This window comes from Frankia sp. CeTa3Moorea, from assembly GCF_978021225.1.
In genome coordinates, this window is the sequence record NZ_CDXDOR010000010.1 from 1 (window position 1) to 21,366 (window position 21,366).

Here is a 21,366-nt window from a genome sequence, read left to right on the forward strand (position 1 = left end):
CCGCCACCCCGGGGCATGACGGACAGCGTTCGAATGGTTTTGTTCCGCCGTGTAAGGGGGTGCGGCGGGGGATACCGTCTCCAGACGAGTGGGGATGGGTCCAAGCGGCTCACGCGCCGCGCTGGTCGGCCCGGCAACGCGCGCACGCGGCGGCCATGTTCGGGCTCGTGTTCCCTCCCTCCGGTGACGGATCCGCCGCTGCTCCGTGAGGCGGACGGCCACGCTCCCGCTGGTCGGGGGACGCGCGGCCGTCCACCGGCGGGCCTATGCGGCTTCGGTAGCGGCACCCTTCCACTCAATGACGATCAAATCCGGGTCGAAGCGGCTGCCCTTGTACCGGGCCTTCTTCACCACGACCGCGTTGATGTAGTCCTCGACGATCGCACGCTGCCGCGACAACGGGTAGCTGTCCCACTCGGCGCGGATGTTCGCGGGACGCGCTTTGACCACCGCGACGGTCGAAACGTGCTTCTTCCGCTCGGCGAGCAACTCCCTTTCCTGGTCCTCGAAGTGCCGAAGTAGATCAAAGTACCGATCCGTGCTGATCTTCCGCTCCTTGTAACCGGCGTTGAGTGCGGCTATCCGCTCCTGCGTGTCGGCAAGCTCGTTTTCCTTCGGCCATGTCGTGTCAACACGGGCCGCGGCCTGGCTAAGCTCCATCTCCACCTTGGCGATAAGAGCAGCAACGACGTAGGCATCGACCTTGGCGCCATCGCGTACGATCTTGGCGCATCCAAGATTCTGCGGGTTGCACCGGTAGGCGTACCCGCGTTCTCCCGGGCGGGGCATGCCCGACATCTTCCGGGTGCACTCCCCGCAACGGGTGATTCCGCTGAGCAGATAGCGGCGGGCGTTGTGACCGGTCCCGGGCTGCTTCCGGCGACCGATCTTCGCCACGACCTTTTCCCACTCGTCCGGCGTGATGATCGGCTCCCACTGTCCGACCACAGGATTCCCGGCCGGGTCCCGGACGATTTCGACGTGTCGGCATGTCTCTCCGGTCTGCGGATTGACCGTCGACACCATCCGGCCACGCCATCCGCACAGACGCGGGTTCCGCAGATACGGCTTGATCGTGTTCACCCGCCACGGCTTCCCCCGGGTACCGGTGATCCCACGCGCGTTGAGATCGCGCACGACCGCATCCAACGGGATGCCCTCGGCCACGTCCCGGCAGACCTGCCGCACGATCGGCGACTCCACCGGATGCAACGTGGCATGATCCTCAGCCCACCCGAACGGACGCGGTCCCGAGCCCGTTGACCCCTCCGCCTGCAACTCCAGATGCTTACGGCGCACCCGCCGTGCGGTGTCCGCCGAAGACTTGTTCGCGCACGCAACCAAGATCCGGGCGGTGAACCGGCCATTGTCCGTCAGAAGATCAAAACCGCCGGTCAGACCCACCACCGGGCGGCGGTGATGCTCCACGATCTCAATCGCGTCTTCCAGGTCCCGGGGATCACGCGCCAACCGGTCCAAGTCATAGACGACCACGCCCTGAATCACACCGGAACGCAGATCGGCCAACATCTGTTCCCATAGCGGCCGGACTACCCGCCACACCACGGTGCCGTCCGGGAGACGTACCTTCCGCTTCTTGTACGCGGACGTGTCATTCTCGTTGTAGACCTTGCCCACCGTGCCACCGACCGAAGTCACCCACGCGCGCTCGTCCGCTTCCTGGCGGCCGGTACCCTTCTCATCCTTGGCCGCGTCGTCAGAGATCCGAAGGTACAGACCCCACACCCGACCATCAAACTCGACCAACGACCGGACATCGACCCCAGCATGCGGGTAAACAGCCGGAACCGGAAGCCTACGAACAGAACCGCCATCTACGACCATCGACATAATCAAAGTATATTTCGGAAAACATCCTCGTACCGATGTCGAGGAACTGGCGGATCCCGACCTCCCCGGCCAGGAACCGGGTCGCCCGCGTCATGAACGCCCGGTTCTCCCGGGCCGTGACGCGGGCATTGGGGAACGCGGCGATGACCTGCTCGGCGGCCTCCCGGTCGGCCGGAAAGTTGTCCTTCCCGCCCAGGTAGTAGTCATACATCCGGGCCGTATGAGGAAGATCCATCCGCAGGTTCACCGGCTCCCGGTCCCCCGTAGTCGCTACCCACGCCGGGTCCCGTGTTTCCGTCACCGCTCCTCCATCCCCTTGCCGCTCGGACGTCCGCTCGCCACTCGGATGATGCCACTCGGATGCCACTGACGAGCACCCTAACGGCACGGGCAGGCACCATCCACAGCAACCCTGGAGAAGGTCCTGCCCTGGAGAAGGCGGCCACTGGAAACGGGCCCGGCAGGGCCCGTCGCCTTTCCCACCCACACCCGGCTACGGAAATGGGAACGTCCCCACCGCTGCAACGCCGGCTCCACGCACCCGAACCGCCCAGTCCAGGCGCGATACCAAAACTTTAGGTTCATGTCCATTCACGGGTGAACCCGTGGTTTTCCCGTCCGGCGATCGCCGGGCGGCCAGCCAGGGGTGGCCAGCCAGGGGCGGCCAGCCGCCATCCCGCTCCTGCACGCAGGCGAGCCGCAGCAACACCGTCAGCAACGGGAGCACCGTCGGCGGACGTGGACGTTCATGCCCTTGAGGTGGTGCCCGCCGGTCTTTCGACGGTGGCGGGAGCTCGGATTCGACCACCGCCCATACTCCTCGCCACGCTCCGCATAAAAAAGAAGATCTAAACCAGGATCTCCTGGAAGAGTGGCTTCGCTCAGGACACTGACCACCCGATTTCCAGCTATTGACTACCCGGAGGGGTGGTGCACTACTCCCCGCCGACTGCAACGCTGTGACTCACTTCATACAACAAGGCAGCGGAAAGCCGATGGGAACCCTTGCCAACGTCGACAACGCTGACACGCTCACCGACCTGTATGCGACGGACGGTGAACCTGTCACGCAGGTCAAGACGGTGACAGCACTGCACGATCAGGCACGGTGTTTCGTCGACCGCCAACCGTCATGATCTTCGCTGGCTGTGCACGCAATACGGCGATCCGGGTTGACACCCCGCCAAGGAGAAATAATGACCCCCGCATACCCGATCACCCACGATAGGTGGTACACGCTGCCGAGGACGCCCGCCGTCGAGTTCTTCCAGGCGAGAACTCGGGAACTTGTCCCGCAGCGGCCAGCCAAATCCGGCAAGACCTTGGAAAAACTGGTCGTAAACCCGAAGTCCCCCCGAATCGCTATGTTTTTCCTCGACGCCGCTGCCCAGCTGGCCACTGCGGCCGCCTGCTTCCGGACCACCCGGCGGGTTCGCGGGACGGAGCGCCGCCGCCGGCGGCTCGCCCGTCTCACCGCTGGCGTGCTGGTCGCCAACCTCGCGACGGCGGCGGCGTTCCTCGCCGGCGGCTTCCTGACTGGCCGCATGTCCCCGAGCTATGCCGTCTTCCTCGTTCTCTACGGGGTGGCCCTGGCCGGGCTACTGTCCCTACCCACCGCACCGGTGGAAGGCCAGGGCGAGAACACCAGGACCGCGCGGCACGGCGGATACTACTGGCATGCGATCACCCTGCTGGACTGTGTGCTGATCGTCGGCTCGATCACCCTGCTGGAGTGGGGGACGACGCTCGCCGCGCTCGTCCCGGCCAGCCCGCCCGACCCCATCCAACTCCTGGCCGCCCTGCTCCACCCGGTCGCCAGCCTGACCCTCGCCACGGCGGTGCTGCTGATCGCCTGCTTCCGCCGGCCGCGTTCCCCGGCGGCGTCGGCGCTGCTCGGCACGGGCCTGCTGATCGACGGACTCACCAGCAACATCTCCGTCTACAGCACCGCGCCGGACAGCCACCACCTTCCCCCCTGGGCCATGATCGTATTCACTTTCGCCTTCATGGTGATCTTCATTGCCGCGCTGCTACCGGCGCACACGCACCCGAACGGCCCCATGCCCGACGGCCTCACGACCGACAGCCTCACCCCAGGCAACCCCCGGGCGGTGTGGACGCACGCCCTGCTGCCTTACGCCGTGCTCGGTGCGGCCGGCCTGCTGATCCTGGGCAAACTGTCGACCGGTGCGCAGCTCGACCGGTTCGAGGCATACGGCATGGTCGGACTGCTGCTGGTGGCGCTGGTCCGGCAAATGGTCACCCTGGCGGAGAACAACAGGCTGCTGGCCGAGGTACGACAGCGCGCACGGCAGCTGCACCATCAGGCGTTCCACGACCCGTTGACCGGCCTGGCGAACCGGGCGCTGTTCACTCGGCGGCTGCAACGAGCCCTCACCCACGACCCCGACAACCCCGACGCCTGCCACGCCGGCGACTCCGGGACGGTGTCCGTCCTGTTTTTGGATCTCGACGGGTTCAAGCGGGTGAACGACACGTTCGGCCATGCCGCCGGGGACGAGCTCCTCAAAATCAGCGCGGAGCGACTGCGGGCGGACACCCGCGCGGTGGACACCGTCGCCCGGCTCGGCGGGGACGAGTTCGCCATCATTCTCGGCAGCGGCGGCGCCGACGCCCGGAAGGTGGGTGAGCGGCTCGCGATGGCAGTCCAGGAGCCGTGCCTGCTGGCCGGGCAGATCTACACCCCGCGGGCCAGCTTCGGCCTGGTCACGCTCGACGGCTCCACCACCCGGCCGGCCAGTCCCGACAGCCTGCTGCACCAGGCCGACCTGGCCATGTACGCGGCCAAGCGGGAACGCGCGGGCAGGCTGGTCGTCTACCGACCGGAGCTGTCCACCCTCCCCGAGCACCGCCACCCGGACCCGCCCAGCCAGGACGACCCGGTGGGCGCCTACGGCCAAGTAGTAGGTCTCATGTGATCCATCTGCCTGCCCCGTTCCGCGCGCGTATCACCGGCCTGGGGGAGAGCGCCCCGTTCAGGTCGGTCGCCGTCTGATCGAGGTATGCCGTGGCGCCCGATGTCGGGGCCGGAGGTGGGCGGCGCTGCGGCGCCGTGGCCGGGTCGAGTTCGCCACGGACGGTCATAATGGCCACCCGCCCTACCCGGCAGGTATCCAACGCCAACCACATCACTTCCTCCGAAACGAATGATCGCCCTCGGGGGGTGGCGGACCTCTTCACCGGGCCGGATCCACCGAGTCGGAGAGGACCGCCGGAACGAGGCCCTCTTCGATCCCGGGGCGCAGGGGACTGGCGGCCGATGACTCGGAGCAACCCCGACGGGGCCGTGGCGGCACGTCGGCGGGGTCCAGTGAGCCGCCCGCTCGACCGTACGGGAGACGAGCCGGCCCAGGCGAGGATTCCGCCGAGCGCCTGCGCGTAGGGCATCATGGCAACGGTGAGGGTCCGGCCCCGAGAAAGAGGAAAGAGCAGCCCGGGCAGGCTGCGCCTGTTCCCGCTTCTCGTGCCCGTGCTCCTCGGCATTCTGCTCATGCACGGCGGCCTGTCCGCGCACGCCGGCCATACCGACCCCGGCACGCACGGGCTCCCCGCGGCCCGGAGCGGATCAACGACGATGCCCAACGCGACGATGCCCAACGGTGGGATGAATCCGCGCTCCGCGCCCGTCCACCTGGCCGGTCTCGATCCGCGGACCAGGGCCACGATGCCGGCCACAGACGCAGGCTACGACGGCCACGACGGGCATGCCGGGCAGCTGTGCCTGGCGTTTCTTCGCCTGGCCGGCGCCCTGTTCATCGCCCTGCTACTCACCCGCGCCGTCCGCTCGGCCTTCGCCGCTCGGAGCCGGCTGCGTGTGGCGTCACCTCGACCTGGACCATCGCCCCCCGGTGGACCGCCACCGTCCCACGCACCCTCACTCGCCTGCCTCTGCGTGCTCCGCCTGTAGACCGGTCGGCTTCCGCCTGCGCGTCCCCACGGACTCCCGCACGGCGAACCCGCACAAGGATCTACCGGAACCCAGCAGACGAGGAACCAACATGAGACGACTCATCCTGCTCATCCCGGCGCTTCTGGCCGCAGCCGTTCTCACCGCGTGCGGCAGCGGGGGAAGCAGCACCGGTGCCACCGGTGCCACCGGCAGCACCAGTGCCACCGGCAGCACTGACCACAACGCCGCCGACGTCACCTTCGCCCAGAACATGATCCCCCATCACCGGCAGGCCATCGAGATGGCCGACCTGGCCGGCACCCACGCCCAGAACCCGGAGGTGAAGACCCTCGCGCGGCAGATCCGCGCCGCGCAGACTCCGGAGATCACCACGATGGCCGGCTGGCTCACGGCCTGGAAGCAGCCCACCGCTCCCCCCGGCGACGACGGCGGATTGGACCCCAGCATGAACGGCCACGGCATGGGCGGCCCCAGCATGAACGGCCACGGATCAGAAACCATGATGCCGGGCGGCACCATGGAGGGAATGATGTCCAGCGCGGACATGACCGCACTGGAGAACGCGACCGGACCCGCCTTCGACAAGATGTTCCTCACCATGATGATCGCACATCACCAGGGAGCCGTCACCATGGCGAAGACGGAAATCCGCGACGGACGCTATACCCCGGCGCAGCAGCTCGCCGAGAACATTCAGAACACCCAGAACGCCGAAATCACGAGTATGCGGAATCTTCTCGCTAAAATCTGAAAGATCTAACCGAGCTGCCTGGTCCGCAGAGGTGGTGGCCGCGACACACCCTCGCGGCCACCATCTCGCGGCCAGCCGGTCGAGTGCTTCAGTCGAGTACTTCAGGGGAGGGAGGATTCGTGGATCGGCGCCGACCCTGACCATCCGGCCGGGTGCCGCGAGGCCCGGGAATCCTCTCCCCTCGGGGGGGGGAGAGGATGTCAACCGTGGAGCTCGATGCGCCGTCCGCGGCCACCCCCGCCCACCCGAGCCTGCTCGCCGTGTTACGGGAATGGGGCCGGATCGGCTGCCTCGGCTTCGGCGGCCCGCCGACACACATCGCGCTGCTGCGCCAGCTCTGCGTGGAGCGACGGCGGTGGCTGACCGCCACCGAATTCGAAGACGCCGTCGCGGTTTGTAACCTGCTGCCCGGACCGGCGTCCACCCAGCTGGCGATCTACTGCGCCTGGCGGCTCCGGGGCCGGCCCGGTGCGCTCGTCGGCGGGATCACGTTCATCGTGCCCGGTCTGATCCTGATTCTCGCGCTGGCGGCGGTCTTCCTCGCCGGCTCGCCCCCGTGGTGGGTGCGCGCCGCCGGCGCCGGGGCGGGTTCCGCGGTCGCGGCCGTCGCCGTCCAGGCCGGCGTCGCGTTGCTGCCGGCAAGCTGGCGGCGGGCCCGCACGGTCAGCCGCCTGCGCTGGCCGTGCTACCTGGCCGCCGGGGCGACGGCCGCCGCCATCGTCGGCCCGTGGCTGGTGCTCGTCCTGCTCGGCTGCGGCGCGCTCGAGCTGGCCGCCCACCGCCACCCTCGGCCCGGCCGCCGCCCTCGGCCCGGCCGCCAGCCGGGAGCTACCGCGCCACCCGTGCCCCTGCTCGCCGCCGCGGCAACCGGCACCGGCGGGCTGCTCGCGCTGACCTGGGTTGCCTTCAAGGTTGGCGCCCTGTCCTACGGCGGCGGCTTCGTCATCATCCCGCTGATGCAGACCGACGCGGTCGACCACTATCACTGGATGACCGCCGACCAGTTCCTCAACGCGGTCGCGCTCGGACAGATCACCCCCGGCCCCGTCGTGCAGACCGTCGCCGCCGTCGGGTACGCGGCAGCCGGGATTGGCGGCGGGCTACTGGCCGCGGCCGTCGCCTTCGGCCCGTCGTTCGCGTTCATCCTGCTCGGCGGTCCCCACTTCGCCCGGCTGCGAGCCGAACCGCGAATCCGCGCCTTCCTCGACGGCGCCGCCCCCACCGCGGTCGGCGCCATCCTCGGCTCCGCCATCCCGCTGGCCGGCGCGCTCGACCGACCCTGGCAGTACGCCACCCTCGGCGGCGCCATGATCCTCCTGCTCCCGCTGCGCCGCGGCGTCGTTCTCACCCTGCTCACCGCCGCCGCGGTCGGGGTGGTCGTCGCCGCCGCCGGCGGGCCTCTCCCTCAATGAGGGAGCAGTCGGTCGGCCTTCTCGGTCTCCTCGACCTTCCCGTTCTTCTCGTCGTCCGTTCGCATTCCCTTCATCGGGAGTCCGGTTCGCCCTGCAAACGTCCTTCACGGTCGCATGCAGCGGCGGCGGCGCGGTAGCGGGGTCACCGACCACCGGAAGCGAGGAGCTGACAATGGATGCCGATTCACCGTCTGGTGCGGCCACGGTCGGCACGTCGCCGGCCTTCGGCGCGTTCGATCCGGCCCGACGTCATGATCCCTACCCCAGCTACCACGCCCTGCGGGAGGCGGATCCGTTCTACCGTCTGCCGCTGGGCGCACAGCAGGTCACGCTGCTCACCCGCTACCAGGACTGCATGCACGTTCTACAGGACGCCGCCTGGGGCCGGGGCGAGGGGAGGACCAACGCCTGGCGTTCCGCCAACAGCTTCGACGGCGGGCTACGGTCGCTCCTCGGCGTGAACCCGCCCGATCACACCCGGCTGCGCAGGCTGGTCAGCAAGGCGTTCACTCCCCGGGTTATCTCCGGTCTGCGGCCACAGACCACCGTCCTGGTCGAGTCGCTGCTCGACGCCGCGCTCGCGGCCGGCGAGGTGGATCTGATCGACGCGTTCGCCCGTCCCCTTCCCCTGAGAATCATCTGCGATCTGCTGGGTGTGCCCGTGCGGGACGAGGAGACGTTCCGGGCCTGGGGAACCGCCCTCACCCGCGGCCTCGATCCGGACTATCTGCTCACACCCGACGAGCTGGCTCTGCGAGGGAAGGCCACCGTCGAGTTCGACGCGTACTTCACGGAGCTGATCGCGGCCAGACGGGCTCGGCCGACCGACGACCTGCTCGGTCTTCTCGTGGCGGTGCGGGAGCAGGGTGACAGCCTGACCGAGGCCGAACTGCTGGAGCTGTGTGCTCTGCTGCTGGTCGCCGGGTACGAGACCACGGTCAACCTGATCGGCAACGCGGTGCTCGCCCTGCTGCGTGACACCGACCAGCTCACCGCGCTGCGGGCCGACCCCGACCTGGCGCCCGCACTCGTCGACGAGACGCTGCGCCACGACCCGCCCGTCCAGTTCATCGGGCGTCTCGCGCTGCGCGACACCGAGATCGCCGGGCGCTCCTTCGCCGCGGGCGAGGTCGTCGTCACCATGCTGGCCGCCGCCGGGCGGGACCCGCAGACCTTCGCGGAGCCGGACCGGTTCGACATCCGCCGGTACGCCGGGCCGACGCCCGCCCCCCGTCATCTCGGCTTCGGGTTGGGGATCCACTACTGTCTCGGCGCACCGCTCGCCCGGCTGGAGGCGGAGATCGCCCTGCAGGCACTCGTGCGCCGGGCCGGTAGCCTCACGCCGGCCACCGACCCTCCCTCCTACCGCCCGCATCTGGTCGTGCGTGGCCTGGAGACACTCCCCATCCGGCTGTCGCCCTGACCATCCGGCTGTCGCCCTATGACGGTGCTGGGCGATGCCCCGCACTACCGTGACGCCCCGCACTACCGCGGCACTCGCATCTATCCGCGGGCTGGAGAGCCGGCGGATGCGACTCGACGACGGGCGATAACGAAACACAATCTCACGATCGATTACTCCGGCGCATGTTCCGGAACCGGCCACGGCGGCTGTTACGATCGGGAAAGTTCGGGCCGACGACCCCATCCGCAGTCCTCCAGAGGAGGCGGTCGAGAATGGCTGGCTTCCAGCCTGCAACGCACATTCCTGAAACCGGGCGCTCTGAAACCAGCTACGGGGCCGATGGATCCACTCCCCGCAGAAAGACGATCAGCAATTCCTACCTGCATCGCCTGCAGCGACGGCACTTCCTGCTGTTCGACGTCCTCCCGATTGCCGGCACCGCCGCCGCCATCGCGTTTCTCGCGGTACATCCGATCGGGGCCACCGAACTCGCCCTGCTCTTCTCGATGTGGCTCCTGACCGGTCTGGGCATCACTGTCGGCTATCACCGGCTCTTCACGCACCGCGCGTTCAAGGCGGCGCCGGCCGCGGCGACCGCGCTCGCGGTACTCGGCTCGATGGCCGGCCAGGGCGGCGTGGTGTCCTGGGTCGCTCTGCACCGGCGGCACCACGAATGCAGCGATCGCGACGGAGACCCGCACTCGCCGAATCTCGCCGGCAACGGTCTGAAGGGCCGGCTCCGCGGCCTGGCCCACTCGCACTTCCTGTGGATGCGCCGCCACGAATATCCCAACGTCGTCCACTACGCGCCGGATCTGATCAAGAACCGTGCGCTGGTCCGGGTGGCCCGCCTCTACTACTACTGGGTGACGCTCGGGCTCCTGCTCCCGGCGCTCGTCGGCGGCCTCGTCTACCAGAGTTGGACCGGGGCGGTGAGCGGCTTCCTCTGGGGCGGTCTCGTACGGATGTTCGTCCTCGAACACGTCATCTGGGGGATCAACTCCTTCCTGCACATGTTCGGCACCCGCCCCTACGAGTCCCGGGAGAACAGTAGGAACGGCGGGATCTTCGCCCTGCTGAGCCTGGGCGAATCGTGGCACAACAATCACCACGCGTTCCCCGATTCACCCTCCTTCGGGCTGCGGTGGTACCGCCTCGATCCGGGTTACTGGCTCATCAGACTACTCGCGGTCAGTGGCCTCGCCTGGGATGTCAAACTTCCGTCCAAAGAGCGGATGGCGGCGAAGAGAATCACCGCCAGAAGATCCGCTCCGAGTACCGCGGTATAAGGAGCGAGCATGGTGGAGCCAAGCAGGGAAGAGATTATCACCTGGTGCCGGGAGTATGTCGCAGGCCTCCTCGAGATACCCGCGGAGGAGGTTGATCCGGACACGGACTTCGATCGGCTGGGAATCGATTCCGCCCTCGCCGTCTCCCTGCTGATCGAGGTTGAGGAACGCTACGGCGTCGACCTGCCGCCCGAGGCGTTGTTCGAGAACCCGAACCTCAACGCGGTCGCCACGTACCTGCACACGCAACTCCCGCGGCACGTGGCATAGTCGTCATGGCCACCTCGGTCGGGCACGATCGGACGGTCGGAGCGGCGGCGGCCATCCGCCACCACTACGACGTCGGAAATGATTTCTACCGGCTCTGGCTGGACCGCTCGCTGACCTACTCCTGCGCGCTGCGGGAAGGCGCGGACGACACCCTGGAAACCGCCCAGGAGAGGAAGCTGCGGTTCCATCTGGACGCGATTCGCGCCGACCGCGCCGAAAGCGTTCTGGACATCGGCTGCGGGTGGGGCTCGATCCTGGGGCGGCTGGCGGAGACGCACCGGGTGCGACACTCCGTCGGTCTCACCCTCAGTGCGGAGCAGGCGGCCTTCGTCCGGTCCCGCGGCTATCCCGGCGTCGAGGTGCGCACGGAGGACTGGGCGCACTACGAACCCGGCACCCGGTTCGACGGGATCATCTCCATCGGCGCCTTCGAGCACTTCGCCGGACCCGACGACTCGCCCGCCGAGAAGATCCGCCTGTACCGGGAGTTCTTCACCCGCTGCCACGGCTGGCTGAACCGGGACGGCGTGTTGTCGCTGCAGACGATTGCCTACGCGAACATGTCCCGCGAGAACGCGAGCGCCTTCATTCAGCAGGAGATATTTCCGGCGGCGGATCTGCCGACGCTTACGGAGATCACCGCCGCGGCGGAGGGCGTCTTCGAGATCCAGTCGGTGCACAACGGTCGGCTTGACTACGCCTGGACGTGCGAGGAGTGGGCCCGCCGACTGCGCCGGCACCGCGAGGAGGCCGTGGGTGTCGTCGGACCGGAGGTGGTCGCCCGGTACGAGCGCTACCTGAAGCTGTCCGCCCTGGGGTTCCGGATGGGAAAGATCTGCCTGCTCAGGCTCGTCCTTCAGCCCTTCGGGAGCGGATACTTCGAGGGCCGCGGGATGCGGGCGGGATGAGCACGCCGATCCGCTTCAACCCCTTCAGCGCCGAGTTCCGGCGCAGTCCGTACCCGCTCTATGCGCGGCTTCGCGGCACGCAGCCCGTCCACCGGACACTGGGCATGTGGGTGCTCACGCGGCACGCCGACGTGCGCGGTGTCCTGCACGACCGGACGTTCAGCGCCGGGCTCATCCCCCAGCTGGTCAGCCGGCAGGCGTCGCGGCTGTCCCGGGACGGCGTGGCGCGGATCGGGCGGCTGGCGACCAAGTCGCTCGTCTTCACCGACAACCCCGACCACGCCCGGCTGCGTGGCCTGGTGAACCGGGTGTTCACGGCGCAGGCGGTCGCCGAGCTGCGCCCCCGCGTCCACGAGGTCGCGGAACGGCTGGTGCGGCGAGCCTGGGACGACGGCGGTATGGACGTCGTCGCCGATCTTGCGGGGCCCCTGCCGCTCACGGTCATGTGCGACTGGATGGCCCTCCCGGGCAGCCTGCGCGAGCGCGTCGGGCCCTGGACGCATGACATCCGGTTCCTGCTCGAGCCGGGGCTGATGAAGGCCGAGGACTTCACCCGGGTATCCGATGTCGTCGAGACGTTCGCGCAGGCCCTGGACGACGTGGTCATCGAACGTCGGTCCCGGCCGGGTGACGATCTGATCAGCCGGCTGCTCGCCGCGCGGACGGCCGGGGGCGACCGGCTCAGCGATGAGGAACTCGTCTTTGTCTGCATCATGTGCTTCGTGGCCGGCAACGAGACCACGAAATCCCTCATCGGCAACGGTCTCCTCGCGTTGCTCCAGCACCCGGATCAGGACGCGCGCCTGCGCCGTCGGCCGGAGCTGCTGAGCGGCGCCGTCGACGAGGCTCTGCGCTACGACAGTCCCCTGCAGCTGACCAAGCGCGTCGCGACGCGCGAGGTCGAGATCGACGGGAGCGGGATCCGGGCGGGCGATCAGGTTCTGCTGTGCCTCGGCGCCGCGAACCGCGACCCCGCGGTGTTCAGCCGGCCGGACGAGTTCGACATCACCCGCGACGCACGAGGGCATCTCGCCTTCGGCCACGGGATGCACGGGTGCCTGGGCGGGATTCTGGCGCAGTTGCAGGCCCAGGTCGCCCTCGAGCGGTTGTACCGGCGAGCCGAACGCCTGGAACTCCTGGTCACGCAACCCGACTGGCAGGATCACAGCTTCATCGTCCGCGGGCTGAAGCAGCTTCCGGTCTCGGTGCGGGGCGTCGGGTGACGGGTACCGGAGTGACGGGTACCGGGGTACCAGGCACCGGCGGGGTACCAGGCACCGGCGGGGTATCAGGCACCGGGGTGACGGGCCGGACGTGGCTGCGGCACGAATCGACGGAGGCCGCCGTGCGGCTCATCTGCCTCCCGCACGCCGGTGCCGGAGCCAGTTCCTTCGCCAGATGGCTGGGGCTGTTCCCGCCGACCGTCGCGGCGGTGCGGGTCCAACTGCCCGGTCGTGAGGACGTGGTGGCCGAACCCGCGCTGCGCCGGGTGCACGATGCCGTCGACGCGTTGCTACCACAGGTGACCCGGCTGATCAACCCGCCCGTGGCGCTGTATGGCCATAGCATGGGAGCACTGGTCGCCTTCGAGCTGGCCCGCGCGCTGAGTGCGGCGGGCGCCCCACCGGTGCATCTGTTCGTCTCCGGCCGCCGGGCGCCGCACCGGCCCGCCAGCAGGGCACCGATCCATCACCTGCCGGACGACGCGCTCGTTGCCGCGCTGAAGACGATGGGTGACACGGGGAGCTCACATCGGAGTGCGGCCTTCCTGCGCTACACGCTACGGCTCACCAGAGTCGATCTGACGCTCAGCGAGGAGTACGCGTACCGCTCCGGGCCCAGGCTGCACTGCCCGATCACGGCCTTCTACGGAACCGCGGACCCGGTTGTCGACCTGGCCGAGATCGAAGCCTGGCAAGACGAGACGGACGCGGCCTTCGCGGTCCACACCTTCCCGGGCGATCACTTCTTCCATCAACGCCACCGGGTGGCCATCGCGGCGCGCATCGCCGCGGCGTTGGAATGAGCTCCGTCGAGCCGCTCCGGGGCGGGAGGGAAAGTCGAGGGAAGGAAAAAGAGTGCCGCACGCGACACTGCTGCCGGAAGTCCTGCAGAACCGCGCCGCCCGCCAGCCGACCAGGCGGGCCTACGTGTTCGTGGATGAACACGAGGCGGAGAAGGCGGTACTGACGTACGGCGACCTGCACGCGCGGGCGCTCGCCGTGGCCGGGGAGCTGATCCGGCACTGCCGGCCCGGCGACCGGGCGCTGCTGCTCTTCCCGCCGGGTCTGGATTTCATCGTCGCCTACTTCGGCTGCCTCTACGCGCAGGTGATCGCGGTCCCCGTCAACCCCCCGCGCAGGAACCTGATTCAGGACGCGACCCGGAGCATCATCAAGGACTGCGAGCCTTCGGCGGTGCTCACCGTCGGCGCGATGGTCGAGCACATCAGGCCCGTCGTGGAATCGATCCGCGGCCCCCTCCCCTGGCTGCCGGTCGACCAGGTGGCGGACGAAACGAACGAGACGGACCAGGCGGGCACGAGCTTCCACCCCCGGCCCTGCCCGCCGGATTCCGTCGCCTTCCTTCAGTACACCTCCGGTTCCACGTCCGACCCGAAGGGGGTCATGGTCTCCCACCGGAACCTCGCCGCGAACCAGGAGATGATCCGGCTCGCGTTCGACCACGATCAGGACTCGACGTTCGTCGGCTGGGCACCGTTCTTCCACGACCAGGGGCTGATCGGCAACATCCTGCAGCCGCTCTACCTCGGGGCGACCAGCATCCTCATGGCGCCGATGACGTTCATCCGGTGGCCCCTGCGCTGGCTGTCGGCCATCTCCCGGTACCGGGCCCACACCAGCGGCGGGCCCAACTTCGCCTTCGATGTCTGCGTCGCGCGGGCCGCCCGGGGGGATGTGCCGGACCTCGACCTCAGCTGTTGGCAGGTCGCGTTCAACGGGGCCGAGCCCATCCGTCACGAGACCCTGCGCCGGTTCTCGGCGATCTTCGCGCCCCACGGGTTCGACGAGAAGGCGTTCTACCCGTGCTACGGCCTGGCCGAGGCGACCCTGCTCGTAACCGGTAGTCGGAAGGGCCGCGGTCCCCGCATCCTCGAGGCGGACGTCGAGGCGCTCGGTCACCGGCGCTATGTGCCGGCGTCGGGCGGACGCGGCCGGGCCCTCGTCGGATCCGGGCTCGTCCTCCCGGAGGAGGAGCTCCGGATCGTGGACCCCGAAACGGGACGCCCGTGCCCCGCGGGCGAGATAGGCGAGATCTGGGTCTCCGGCGACCAGGTAGCGCGGGGATACTGGCGCCGCCCGGAGGCAACTGCCGAGGTGTTCCACGCCGAGTTCGACGGCGAGACCGGCCGGGCCTACCTGCGCACCGGCGATCTCGGCCTGCTGGTCGACGGCGAGGTGTACGTCGTGGGCAGGCTGAAGGACCTGGTGATCATTCGGGGCCGGAACTACTATCCCCAGGACATCGAGCTCACCGTCCAGTCGGCCCACCCCGCGTTGCGCCCCGGCGGGTGCGCCGCGTTCTCGGTTCCCGGTGCCGACGGCGAGAAGCTGGTTGTCGTGCAGGAGATCAGAGACGAGCAGCGCCTCACCGCCGACGCGAGGGACGTCGCCGCGTCGATCCGGGCGGCGGTGACGCGGGAACACGACCTCTCGGTGAACGACCTCGTGCTGGCCCTGCCGGGCCGGCTACAGAAGACCAGCAGCGGCAAGATCATGCGAGCCGCGGCCAGGAACCGCTACCTGGCGGCCGGATTCGAGATCTGGGAACCGGGGATGTCCTCCGTCGCCTGACGGATCCGCCGGTACCCTGGCGGAATGCCTCCGGGAAAACCGGACCGCGGCCCGGCGGCCATGCACGCCGCCGGGCCGCCAGGCCGCGGGCGCGGACCTACCGCCGCAGCGCGGCGGCGGGAACGGACTCGGGTCGGTAGGTAGCGATGATCTTGCAGAAGTCGAACGGGTTCTGCTCGACATAGGTGCACTTCGCCAGGTCGTTCCCGTTGAAGTCGGCGCATTCGGGCAGGCGGCCCTGGTTGTAGTCCCGGGTGGCGTCCCAACCGGAGACAGCGCCGATGTTGTGGGTACGGGCGAACTCCACGAGCCGGCGCATGTGGTCCAGCGTGAAGATCCGGCCGTTGATGTGGCGGCCGAACATCGGGCAGGCGCCGATCCGCCGCCAGACCTTCTGCTCGTCCCAGTCGCGCCAAGCCCCGGCGATGTGCGTGAACATGCCGTTAAGCGCAATCACGCAGCACTCGTAGGCGTCCGAGGGGGCCGTCTGGCCGAACTCCATCAGCATGCCGTTGATCAGCGACGGCTGGATGCCCGCGTCGGCGAGCAGATGCAGCAGACGCACCCCGTCGGGGTTGAAACCCACCAGGCTTCCGGGAGCGCCGTCGACTGGAAGCGTGTAGGAGATCTTCAGGCCGGGGTAGGCCGGGAGCACCTGGGAGATGGCGGCGACATGCCGCTCCAACCCCGCCCGGTTCTGGATGAACGCGCCCTCGAAGTCGAAATCGACGTGACTGACCCCGTAGTTCGCGAGGATCGCCCGATACGTCGCCATAATCTTGGAGACGTCGGTCTCCACATCCTCCAGGGGGACGTTGGACGCACCGCCGAAGGAGAGGATGACCTTCCCGCCCTGCGCGGTGAATGCGGCGAAATCCTCCTTGCCGAAATCGCCTGTCGCGGCCTCTCCGTAACTCGGATAGCCGCCCCAGTAAACCTTCTTGTCGCCGCCCGGCTGCGCCACCAGGAAGCCGACGAAGAAACTGTCGATTCCGGACAGGGAGCCGTATTCGGCGAGCTTCGGGTTCGGCCATGCGGTGTAGTCGACGAAGGGCGCTCGCGGCGCATCCCAGGTACCGGGGTCCGGGAGAGGGGCCGTGGTCGACGCGGCCACCTCCTCGGACAGCTCCGACCGGTTGCCGCTGACGTCGAACGCGCGGACCCGCAGGATGTACTCCGTCAACGAGTTCAACCCCGACACCGTGGCCTCGGCGGCGGTGGTCGGCAGGACACGGGGTTCCCCACCCGGAGTCCGGTAGAACACCTCGTAGCCCGCCACCGCGATGTTGTCCGTGGACGGATCCCAGGTCAGGTGCAGGCTGTGCGGCGCCCAGCCGGTGATGCGCAGCTTCTCCGGCACCGTGGGCGGATCGGTGTCCTCGGGTGGGTTGGCGTTCTCCCCGTTGACCGTGAAGCCGTTCGGCAGCAGGGCGGGATCCGAGCCGGCGCCCGTACCACCGTTCTGCATCGCGAGGGTGAACTCCTGCGATCCCCTCGCCTGGATGATCTTCCGTTCGGGCACCAGGCGGCCGGTGACGACGTCAGTCGGCCGATCAACCGGGTTGAACACCAGTCCGTAAACATTCCGGATGAGCCGGGGCGCGGCGAACGTACAGGATATCTCCGGATCCACCACGTCCTCGGCGGAGTAGTTGGAGATGGTTACCTTGAAGTTGGCCCAATGTTCGGTTCCGTTGGGAAGCCACTCCGCTGACGCGAACACAAGACCTTGCGAATCCGACACAGTCTGTCTCCTCCGAGGGTTTTGTCGGGTTCAGCCGGCATATCAGCGTGGCACCGCGAAGGAGACGTTGCTCCGGACGCGGGACTGATATGACGCGACCCCAAGATATACGCCGCCGTCTCGGTGGACGTGCGGACGCGCCCGTTGGCTCATGGACCATCTTCGGCCGAGCGGGCCTACGGAAATTCTCGGTCGAGAAAGCCCCAAAACCGGAAGCACGGTACCCCTGGAACATTCGAACGCGGCACCCTGGAACACGGCGGTCCGGAACACGGCACCCCGGAGCGGCACAGAACCACGCACCAGGGTCCTGAGGCACCGCGATCCGTCAGCCCATCAACCTATTATGATCGGCGGAGACCGGATCTCGCCCGCCATCCGGACGTGAGCCCGATAACCCCGGTTGCGACGCATCGGAGGTGCCATGTCCACTCCCCCAGGCTCCACACCCCCGGGATCCATGCCGCCCACGGATGGCTTCCACCAGCGGCTGCACCGCGTGACGCCCGCCGGGCTGTCCCGCGACACCGCGCAGACCGCCGGCATGCGCCGGGTCGAGGCGCTATCCGGCAGCACGGTCGGCTCCGTCGACCTGTGGATGGGCCAGACCCACGTCGCCGCGGCGACGAGCTCGGCGAACCATCACCACGGCCGGTCCGAGACGGGCATCTATGTGGTGCGGGGCCATCCGAGCTTCATTTTCCTCGAGGACGGCGAGGAGACCCGGCTCGACACCAGCCCCGGCGACTACATCTACGTGCCGCCGTGGGTGCCTCATCGCGAGGAGAACCCCGATCCCGACGAGGAGGCCGTCGTCGTGATCGCCCGGACCACCCAGGAGGCGATCGTCGTCAACCTCCCCAACCTGCGCTGGGTCGGGCCGGTGGCCACCGGGTCCACCGGGTCCACCGGGTCCACCCGGCGCGACTGGCACACCTACTGACCGGCTACGGCAGGACGGGGCGAGACCGGCAAGGTGGGGACACGGCAGACCAGGCCACCACGACCAACCCCACCACTCATGATCATCCGGTCACAAGACACGCTCCTCCGTCCAGCAGGCGCAGCGCCTTCGACGGACACAGCTCGACCGCTCGGCGCACGGCGTCCAGCCGACCGGCGGCGGCCTCTTCGATCAGGGTGACGACGAGGCCGTCGTCACCCTGATCGAAGACCTCCGGCGCGGTCATCACGCACATCCCGGCGCCGACGCAGACGGCGCGATCAGCGACGATCCTCATGCGCCACCCTCCTGTTCCGCCCTGTCCCACCAGGTGACCGGGTCCCACCAGGTGACCGGGTCCCACCAGGTGACCGAATCTCACCAGGTGACCGGGAGCGCGTGCAGCCCGTGTACGGCGTGATGGGCACGGAACGCTACCTGTTCGTAGGGCACGGCCAGCGCGAGATCGGGGAAGCGGCGCAGCAGCGCGGGGAACGCGATGCGCATCTCCATCCGGGCCAGCGGCGCTCCCAGGCAGTGGTGCACGCCGTAGCCGAAAGCGACGTGGCCGGGAGCGCCACGGGTGATGTCGAGCCGGTCCGGATCCCCGACGAGAGCCGGGTCTCGGTTGGCCGCAGGCAGCGCCAGGAGCAGTTGTTCGCCCGCCGGGATGCGGTGACCGGCGATCTCCACCTCGGTCGTCGTCGTGCGGGGCACGCCGGAGGGCACGATGGACAGCCACCGCAGCAGTTCCTCGACGGCGGGCTCGACCTGGGCCGGATCGTCGCGGACCCCAGCGAGCTGGTTGGGATGGCGCAGCAGCGCCAGGGTGCCGAGAGCAAGCATGTTCGACGTCGTCTCGTGCCCGGCGGCCAGCAGCAGCGAGGCGATGCCGACCAGCTCGGCGGTGCTCAGCTCGTCGCCGTGCTCGTGCACCAGCCTGCCCAGCAGGTCCTCGCCCGGGGCCGCCTGCGCCCGCGTGACCAGCCCGGCCATGTACGCACGGGCCTCACGCTGCAGGGCCAGCCGCTGCTCGATCGGCAACGAGGCGTCGATCTGCCGGCGGGTGCGGTGCTGGAACTCCGCGCGGTCGGAATACGGCACCCCCAGCAGCTCGCAGATCACCAGCGACGGCACCGGAAGCGCGAAGGTCGCGACCAGATCGGCCGGTCGGCCGGCTCGTTCCAGCTCGTCGAGCGCCGCGTCGACGATGTCCCGGATCCGCGGTTCCAACCTGCGCATCCGGCGCACGGTGAACTCCGGGGTGAGCATCCGGCGCAGCCGGGTGTGATCTGGCGGATCGAACGCGAGCATCTGCCCCGCCCGCAGTTCGGCGATTTCCTCATCACTCAGGACGGGACCGCCAGGACCTACGACCCACTGATTGACGTTGCTGAACCTGCCCGGATCCGCGAGTATCTCACGGACGTCCTCGTACCGGCTGACCAGATACGCGGGTACCCCGAACACGGTGACAACGCGGCAGACGCCGTCGGTGTCCCGGGTCCGGACGAGTTCCTCGACCGGATCGAACTGCGCTCGCCGTATATGCAGCGGAACTATCGGTGCCGCGGCCATCGCCTGTCCACCCTTCGTCGTTCACGCGGGACCTCGGACACCGACGACGCTACCATCCACGCGAAAAATAACTGTCGCTCGAACGGGCCGCATCCGGATATCCACCGCCAGAGATAATCCCGAGGAAGAAAACATCCATCAACGAGTGGACCGGCGTTATTCGACGCCGGTCGGTATTGTTTAGTATTGTTTAACAAAATTCATCATAGTTCAATATTATCCGCCGCCTTCAGCTACCCATTTATCACCATCGAGAAGAATGCCACGGTAAATCATCCGCAGAGAGTTCGGCCTTCCCCACGCCAGGCTCACGCCCGAGCGCGGATGATGGTCCGACTACCCGCCGAGCGGGCCTGGGCCGGTCAGATCGACCGAGGCAAGATCCGTGTTGCGGAGGGTAACCGAGACTCCTACAGTTCGGTTGTACCACCGGATGCTGCGGATGCCACGGATGCCGCGCCCTCCGGTGAGTTCCGACCCCGCCCCGCGCCGGCCGATTCCTCGCCACCGGCCGGTGCCCCGCAGCATGCGTCATGACGGGTACCGAGCGACACACATGGGAGCCAGAAGATGAGGGACCGCAGGGAGACAGACGTCGTCAAGCTGGCACAAGAACACGCGGAGCTGCTGCCCGAGCGCATGACCCTGGCTGCGGTCGAGATAAACCGCACCGAGTTCGACCCCACCTTCTACCCGGTCGGCTCGCCGGGCAGCAACAACGCCCAGATCGATAATCATCCGGAGCCGCAGACTGCCTACAGCGACGGAGCGTTCATCAAGACCATCGCCAACAGCTGGAACCGCATCGAGCAGTGGTGAGCTCCGGGCCGATTCTGCTCCTCGCGCCGGTCTCCCTGGCCGGGTAACCGACCACGTTCCCCCGGGGTTGCCAAGGGCACCGTGAATCCGCGGCTACCGGCCGGCCGAATATCCTTCGGTCGGCCGGAAAGCATGCCCTCACCTCAGTCAGATCGATCCGAAAAAGCCAGCCGAAGTTTCGACTGACGCTGGGCACGACCGCACCGTGACACACCCTGTGCAGGTGCTGGCCACCAGGTTAAGCGGTGGCTAGCGTTCCCACCGCCCGAATATCCGAGGCAACTCAGATCGGTGGGAAACAAGGATGAACGATATCACGGGCAACTGCGCCGACGAGCTGAATGGAGAACTGTTCTTGGAATGGGCGGAACTACTGCCCGAGCGAACGACTCTCGCCGCGGTCGAGGTCGGTCGGAAGGAGTTTGACCCAACCTTCTTCCCGGTCGGCTCCCCCTGGTCGAAAATGGCACAGATCGACGCTCATGCGGAGCCGCAGGTCGCCGGTGGATTCCTGCCCATTCTCATCACACTGGTACCGAGCATCAACATCATCATCCAGAGATAACACCGACCGCTTTACCGCTTTACGGCTTTACGGCTACGACCGACAGATACACCGCCGGATTCCTCCGGGGGTGGTCACCCGGCCG

At 68.2% G+C, this 21,366-nt stretch carries 19 protein-coding genes and 1 pseudogene; 15 read left to right on the forward strand and 5 right to left on the reverse strand.

Annotation, left to right across the window (positions count from 1 at the left end):
* Positions 1-264: 264 nt before the first annotated feature.
* Together AC08OV_RS03485 and AC08OV_RS03490 are read right to left on the reverse strand one after the other, a co-directional pair.
* Positions 265-1,851 carry a recombinase family protein gene (locus AC08OV_RS03485; protein WP_476619288.1) on the reverse strand — a complete coding sequence of 529 codons (1,587 nt, stop codon included), beginning with the start codon at positions 1,849-1,851 and terminating at the stop codon, positions 265-267.
* Between the two features lie 28 nt (positions 1,852-1,879).
* Positions 1,880-2,152 (reverse strand): annotated as a pseudogene (locus AC08OV_RS03490) (SAM-dependent methyltransferase); the annotation flags it as partial.
* Between the two features lie 694 nt (positions 2,153-2,846).
* Here AC08OV_RS03490 and AC08OV_RS03495 point away from each other — a divergent pair.
* From AC08OV_RS03495 to AC08OV_RS03550, 12 genes are all read left to right on the forward strand, one after another.
* Positions 2,847-2,987, forward strand: coding sequence for a hypothetical protein (locus AC08OV_RS03495; RefSeq protein ID WP_476612350.1), 141 nt, complete (start codon positions 2,847-2,849; stop codon positions 2,985-2,987).
* Positions 2,988-3,047: 60 nt separating this feature from the next.
* Positions 3,048-4,790, forward strand: a complete 1,743-nt coding sequence (locus AC08OV_RS03500; RefSeq protein WP_476612349.1) for a diguanylate cyclase domain-containing protein — start codon at positions 3,048-3,050, stop codon at positions 4,788-4,790.
* Positions 4,791-5,269: 479 nt separating this feature from the next.
* Positions 5,270-5,779 (forward strand): hypothetical protein, encoded by a 510-nt coding sequence (locus AC08OV_RS03505; RefSeq protein ID WP_476612348.1) that lies wholly within the window; start codon positions 5,270-5,272, stop codon positions 5,777-5,779.
* 91 nt (positions 5,780-5,870) lie between these two features.
* Positions 5,871-6,533 (forward strand): DUF305 domain-containing protein, encoded by a 663-nt coding sequence (locus AC08OV_RS03510; RefSeq protein WP_476612347.1) that lies wholly within the window; start codon positions 5,871-5,873, stop codon positions 6,531-6,533.
* Positions 6,534-6,730: 197 nt separating this feature from the next.
* Positions 6,731-7,945 (forward strand): chromate efflux transporter, encoded by a 1,215-nt coding sequence (gene chrA / locus AC08OV_RS03515; RefSeq protein WP_476612346.1) that lies wholly within the window; start codon positions 6,731-6,733, stop codon positions 7,943-7,945.
* Between the two features lie 172 nt (positions 7,946-8,117).
* Complete coding sequence (locus AC08OV_RS03520; protein ID WP_476612345.1) at positions 8,118-9,368, forward strand: cytochrome P450; 1,251 nt, start codon at positions 8,118-8,120, stop codon at positions 9,366-9,368.
* A gap of 254 nt (positions 9,369-9,622) precedes the next feature.
* Entirely contained in the window at positions 9,623-10,639 is a 1,017-nt protein-coding gene (locus tag AC08OV_RS03525) for an acyl-CoA desaturase (RefSeq protein ID WP_476612344.1), read from the forward strand.
* A 9-nt stretch (positions 10,640-10,648) separates the two neighbouring features.
* On the forward strand, positions 10,649-10,909 hold the full coding sequence (locus AC08OV_RS03530) for an acyl carrier protein (protein ID WP_476612343.1): 261 nt from the start codon (positions 10,649-10,651) through the stop codon (positions 10,907-10,909).
* Between the two features lie 5 nt (positions 10,910-10,914).
* Positions 10,915-11,817, forward strand: coding sequence for a class I SAM-dependent methyltransferase (locus tag AC08OV_RS03535; RefSeq protein WP_476612342.1), 903 nt, complete (start codon positions 10,915-10,917; stop codon positions 11,815-11,817).
* Positions 11,814-13,040, forward strand: coding sequence for a cytochrome P450 (locus tag AC08OV_RS03540; RefSeq protein WP_476612341.1), 1,227 nt, complete (start codon positions 11,814-11,816; stop codon positions 13,038-13,040). Before AC08OV_RS03535 ends, AC08OV_RS03540 begins: the two co-directional genes overlap by 4 nt.
* Entirely contained in the window at positions 13,037-13,843 is an 807-nt protein-coding gene (locus AC08OV_RS03545) for a thioesterase II family protein (RefSeq protein WP_476619289.1), read from the forward strand. The genes AC08OV_RS03540 and AC08OV_RS03545 overlap by 4 nt, the downstream gene beginning before the upstream one ends.
* A gap of 52 nt (positions 13,844-13,895) precedes the next feature.
* Positions 13,896-15,632, forward strand: a complete 1,737-nt coding sequence (locus AC08OV_RS03550) for a fatty acyl-AMP ligase (protein ID WP_476612339.1) — start codon at positions 13,896-13,898, stop codon at positions 15,630-15,632.
* A 97-nt stretch (positions 15,633-15,729) separates the two neighbouring features.
* On the opposite strand, the gene AC08OV_RS03555 is transcribed toward AC08OV_RS03550, so the two are convergent.
* Positions 15,730-17,376, reverse strand: a complete 1,647-nt coding sequence (locus AC08OV_RS03555) for a fibronectin type III domain-containing protein (protein WP_476612338.1) — start codon at positions 17,374-17,376, stop codon at positions 15,730-15,732.
* A gap of 424 nt (positions 17,377-17,800) precedes the next feature.
* Here AC08OV_RS03555 and AC08OV_RS03560 point away from each other — a divergent pair, with 424 nt between their 5' ends.
* Positions 17,801-18,319: a cupin domain-containing protein gene (locus AC08OV_RS03560; protein WP_476612337.1), complete on the forward strand. Its 519-nt coding sequence runs from the start codon at positions 17,801-17,803 to the stop codon at positions 18,317-18,319.
* An 82-nt stretch (positions 18,320-18,401) separates the two neighbouring features.
* On the opposite strand, the gene AC08OV_RS03565 is transcribed toward AC08OV_RS03560, so the two are convergent.
* Entirely contained in the window at positions 18,402-18,617 is a 216-nt protein-coding gene (locus AC08OV_RS03565; protein ID WP_476612336.1) for a ferredoxin, read from the reverse strand.
* Between the two features lie 80 nt (positions 18,618-18,697).
* On the reverse strand, positions 18,698-19,897 hold the full coding sequence (locus AC08OV_RS03570; RefSeq protein ID WP_476612335.1) for a cytochrome P450: 1,200 nt from the start codon (positions 19,895-19,897) through the stop codon (positions 18,698-18,700).
* Between the two features lie 570 nt (positions 19,898-20,467).
* On the opposite strand from AC08OV_RS03570, the gene AC08OV_RS03575 reads away from it, so the two are divergent.
* A complete protein-coding gene (locus AC08OV_RS03575) occupies positions 20,468-20,716 on the forward strand; it encodes a hypothetical protein (protein ID WP_476612334.1) in 249 nt (82 codons plus the stop codon).
* Positions 20,717-21,020: 304 nt separating this feature from the next.
* Complete coding sequence (locus AC08OV_RS03580; protein ID WP_462186929.1) at positions 21,021-21,281, forward strand: hypothetical protein; 261 nt, start codon at positions 21,021-21,023, stop codon at positions 21,279-21,281.
* Positions 21,282-21,366 lie beyond the last annotated feature (85 nt).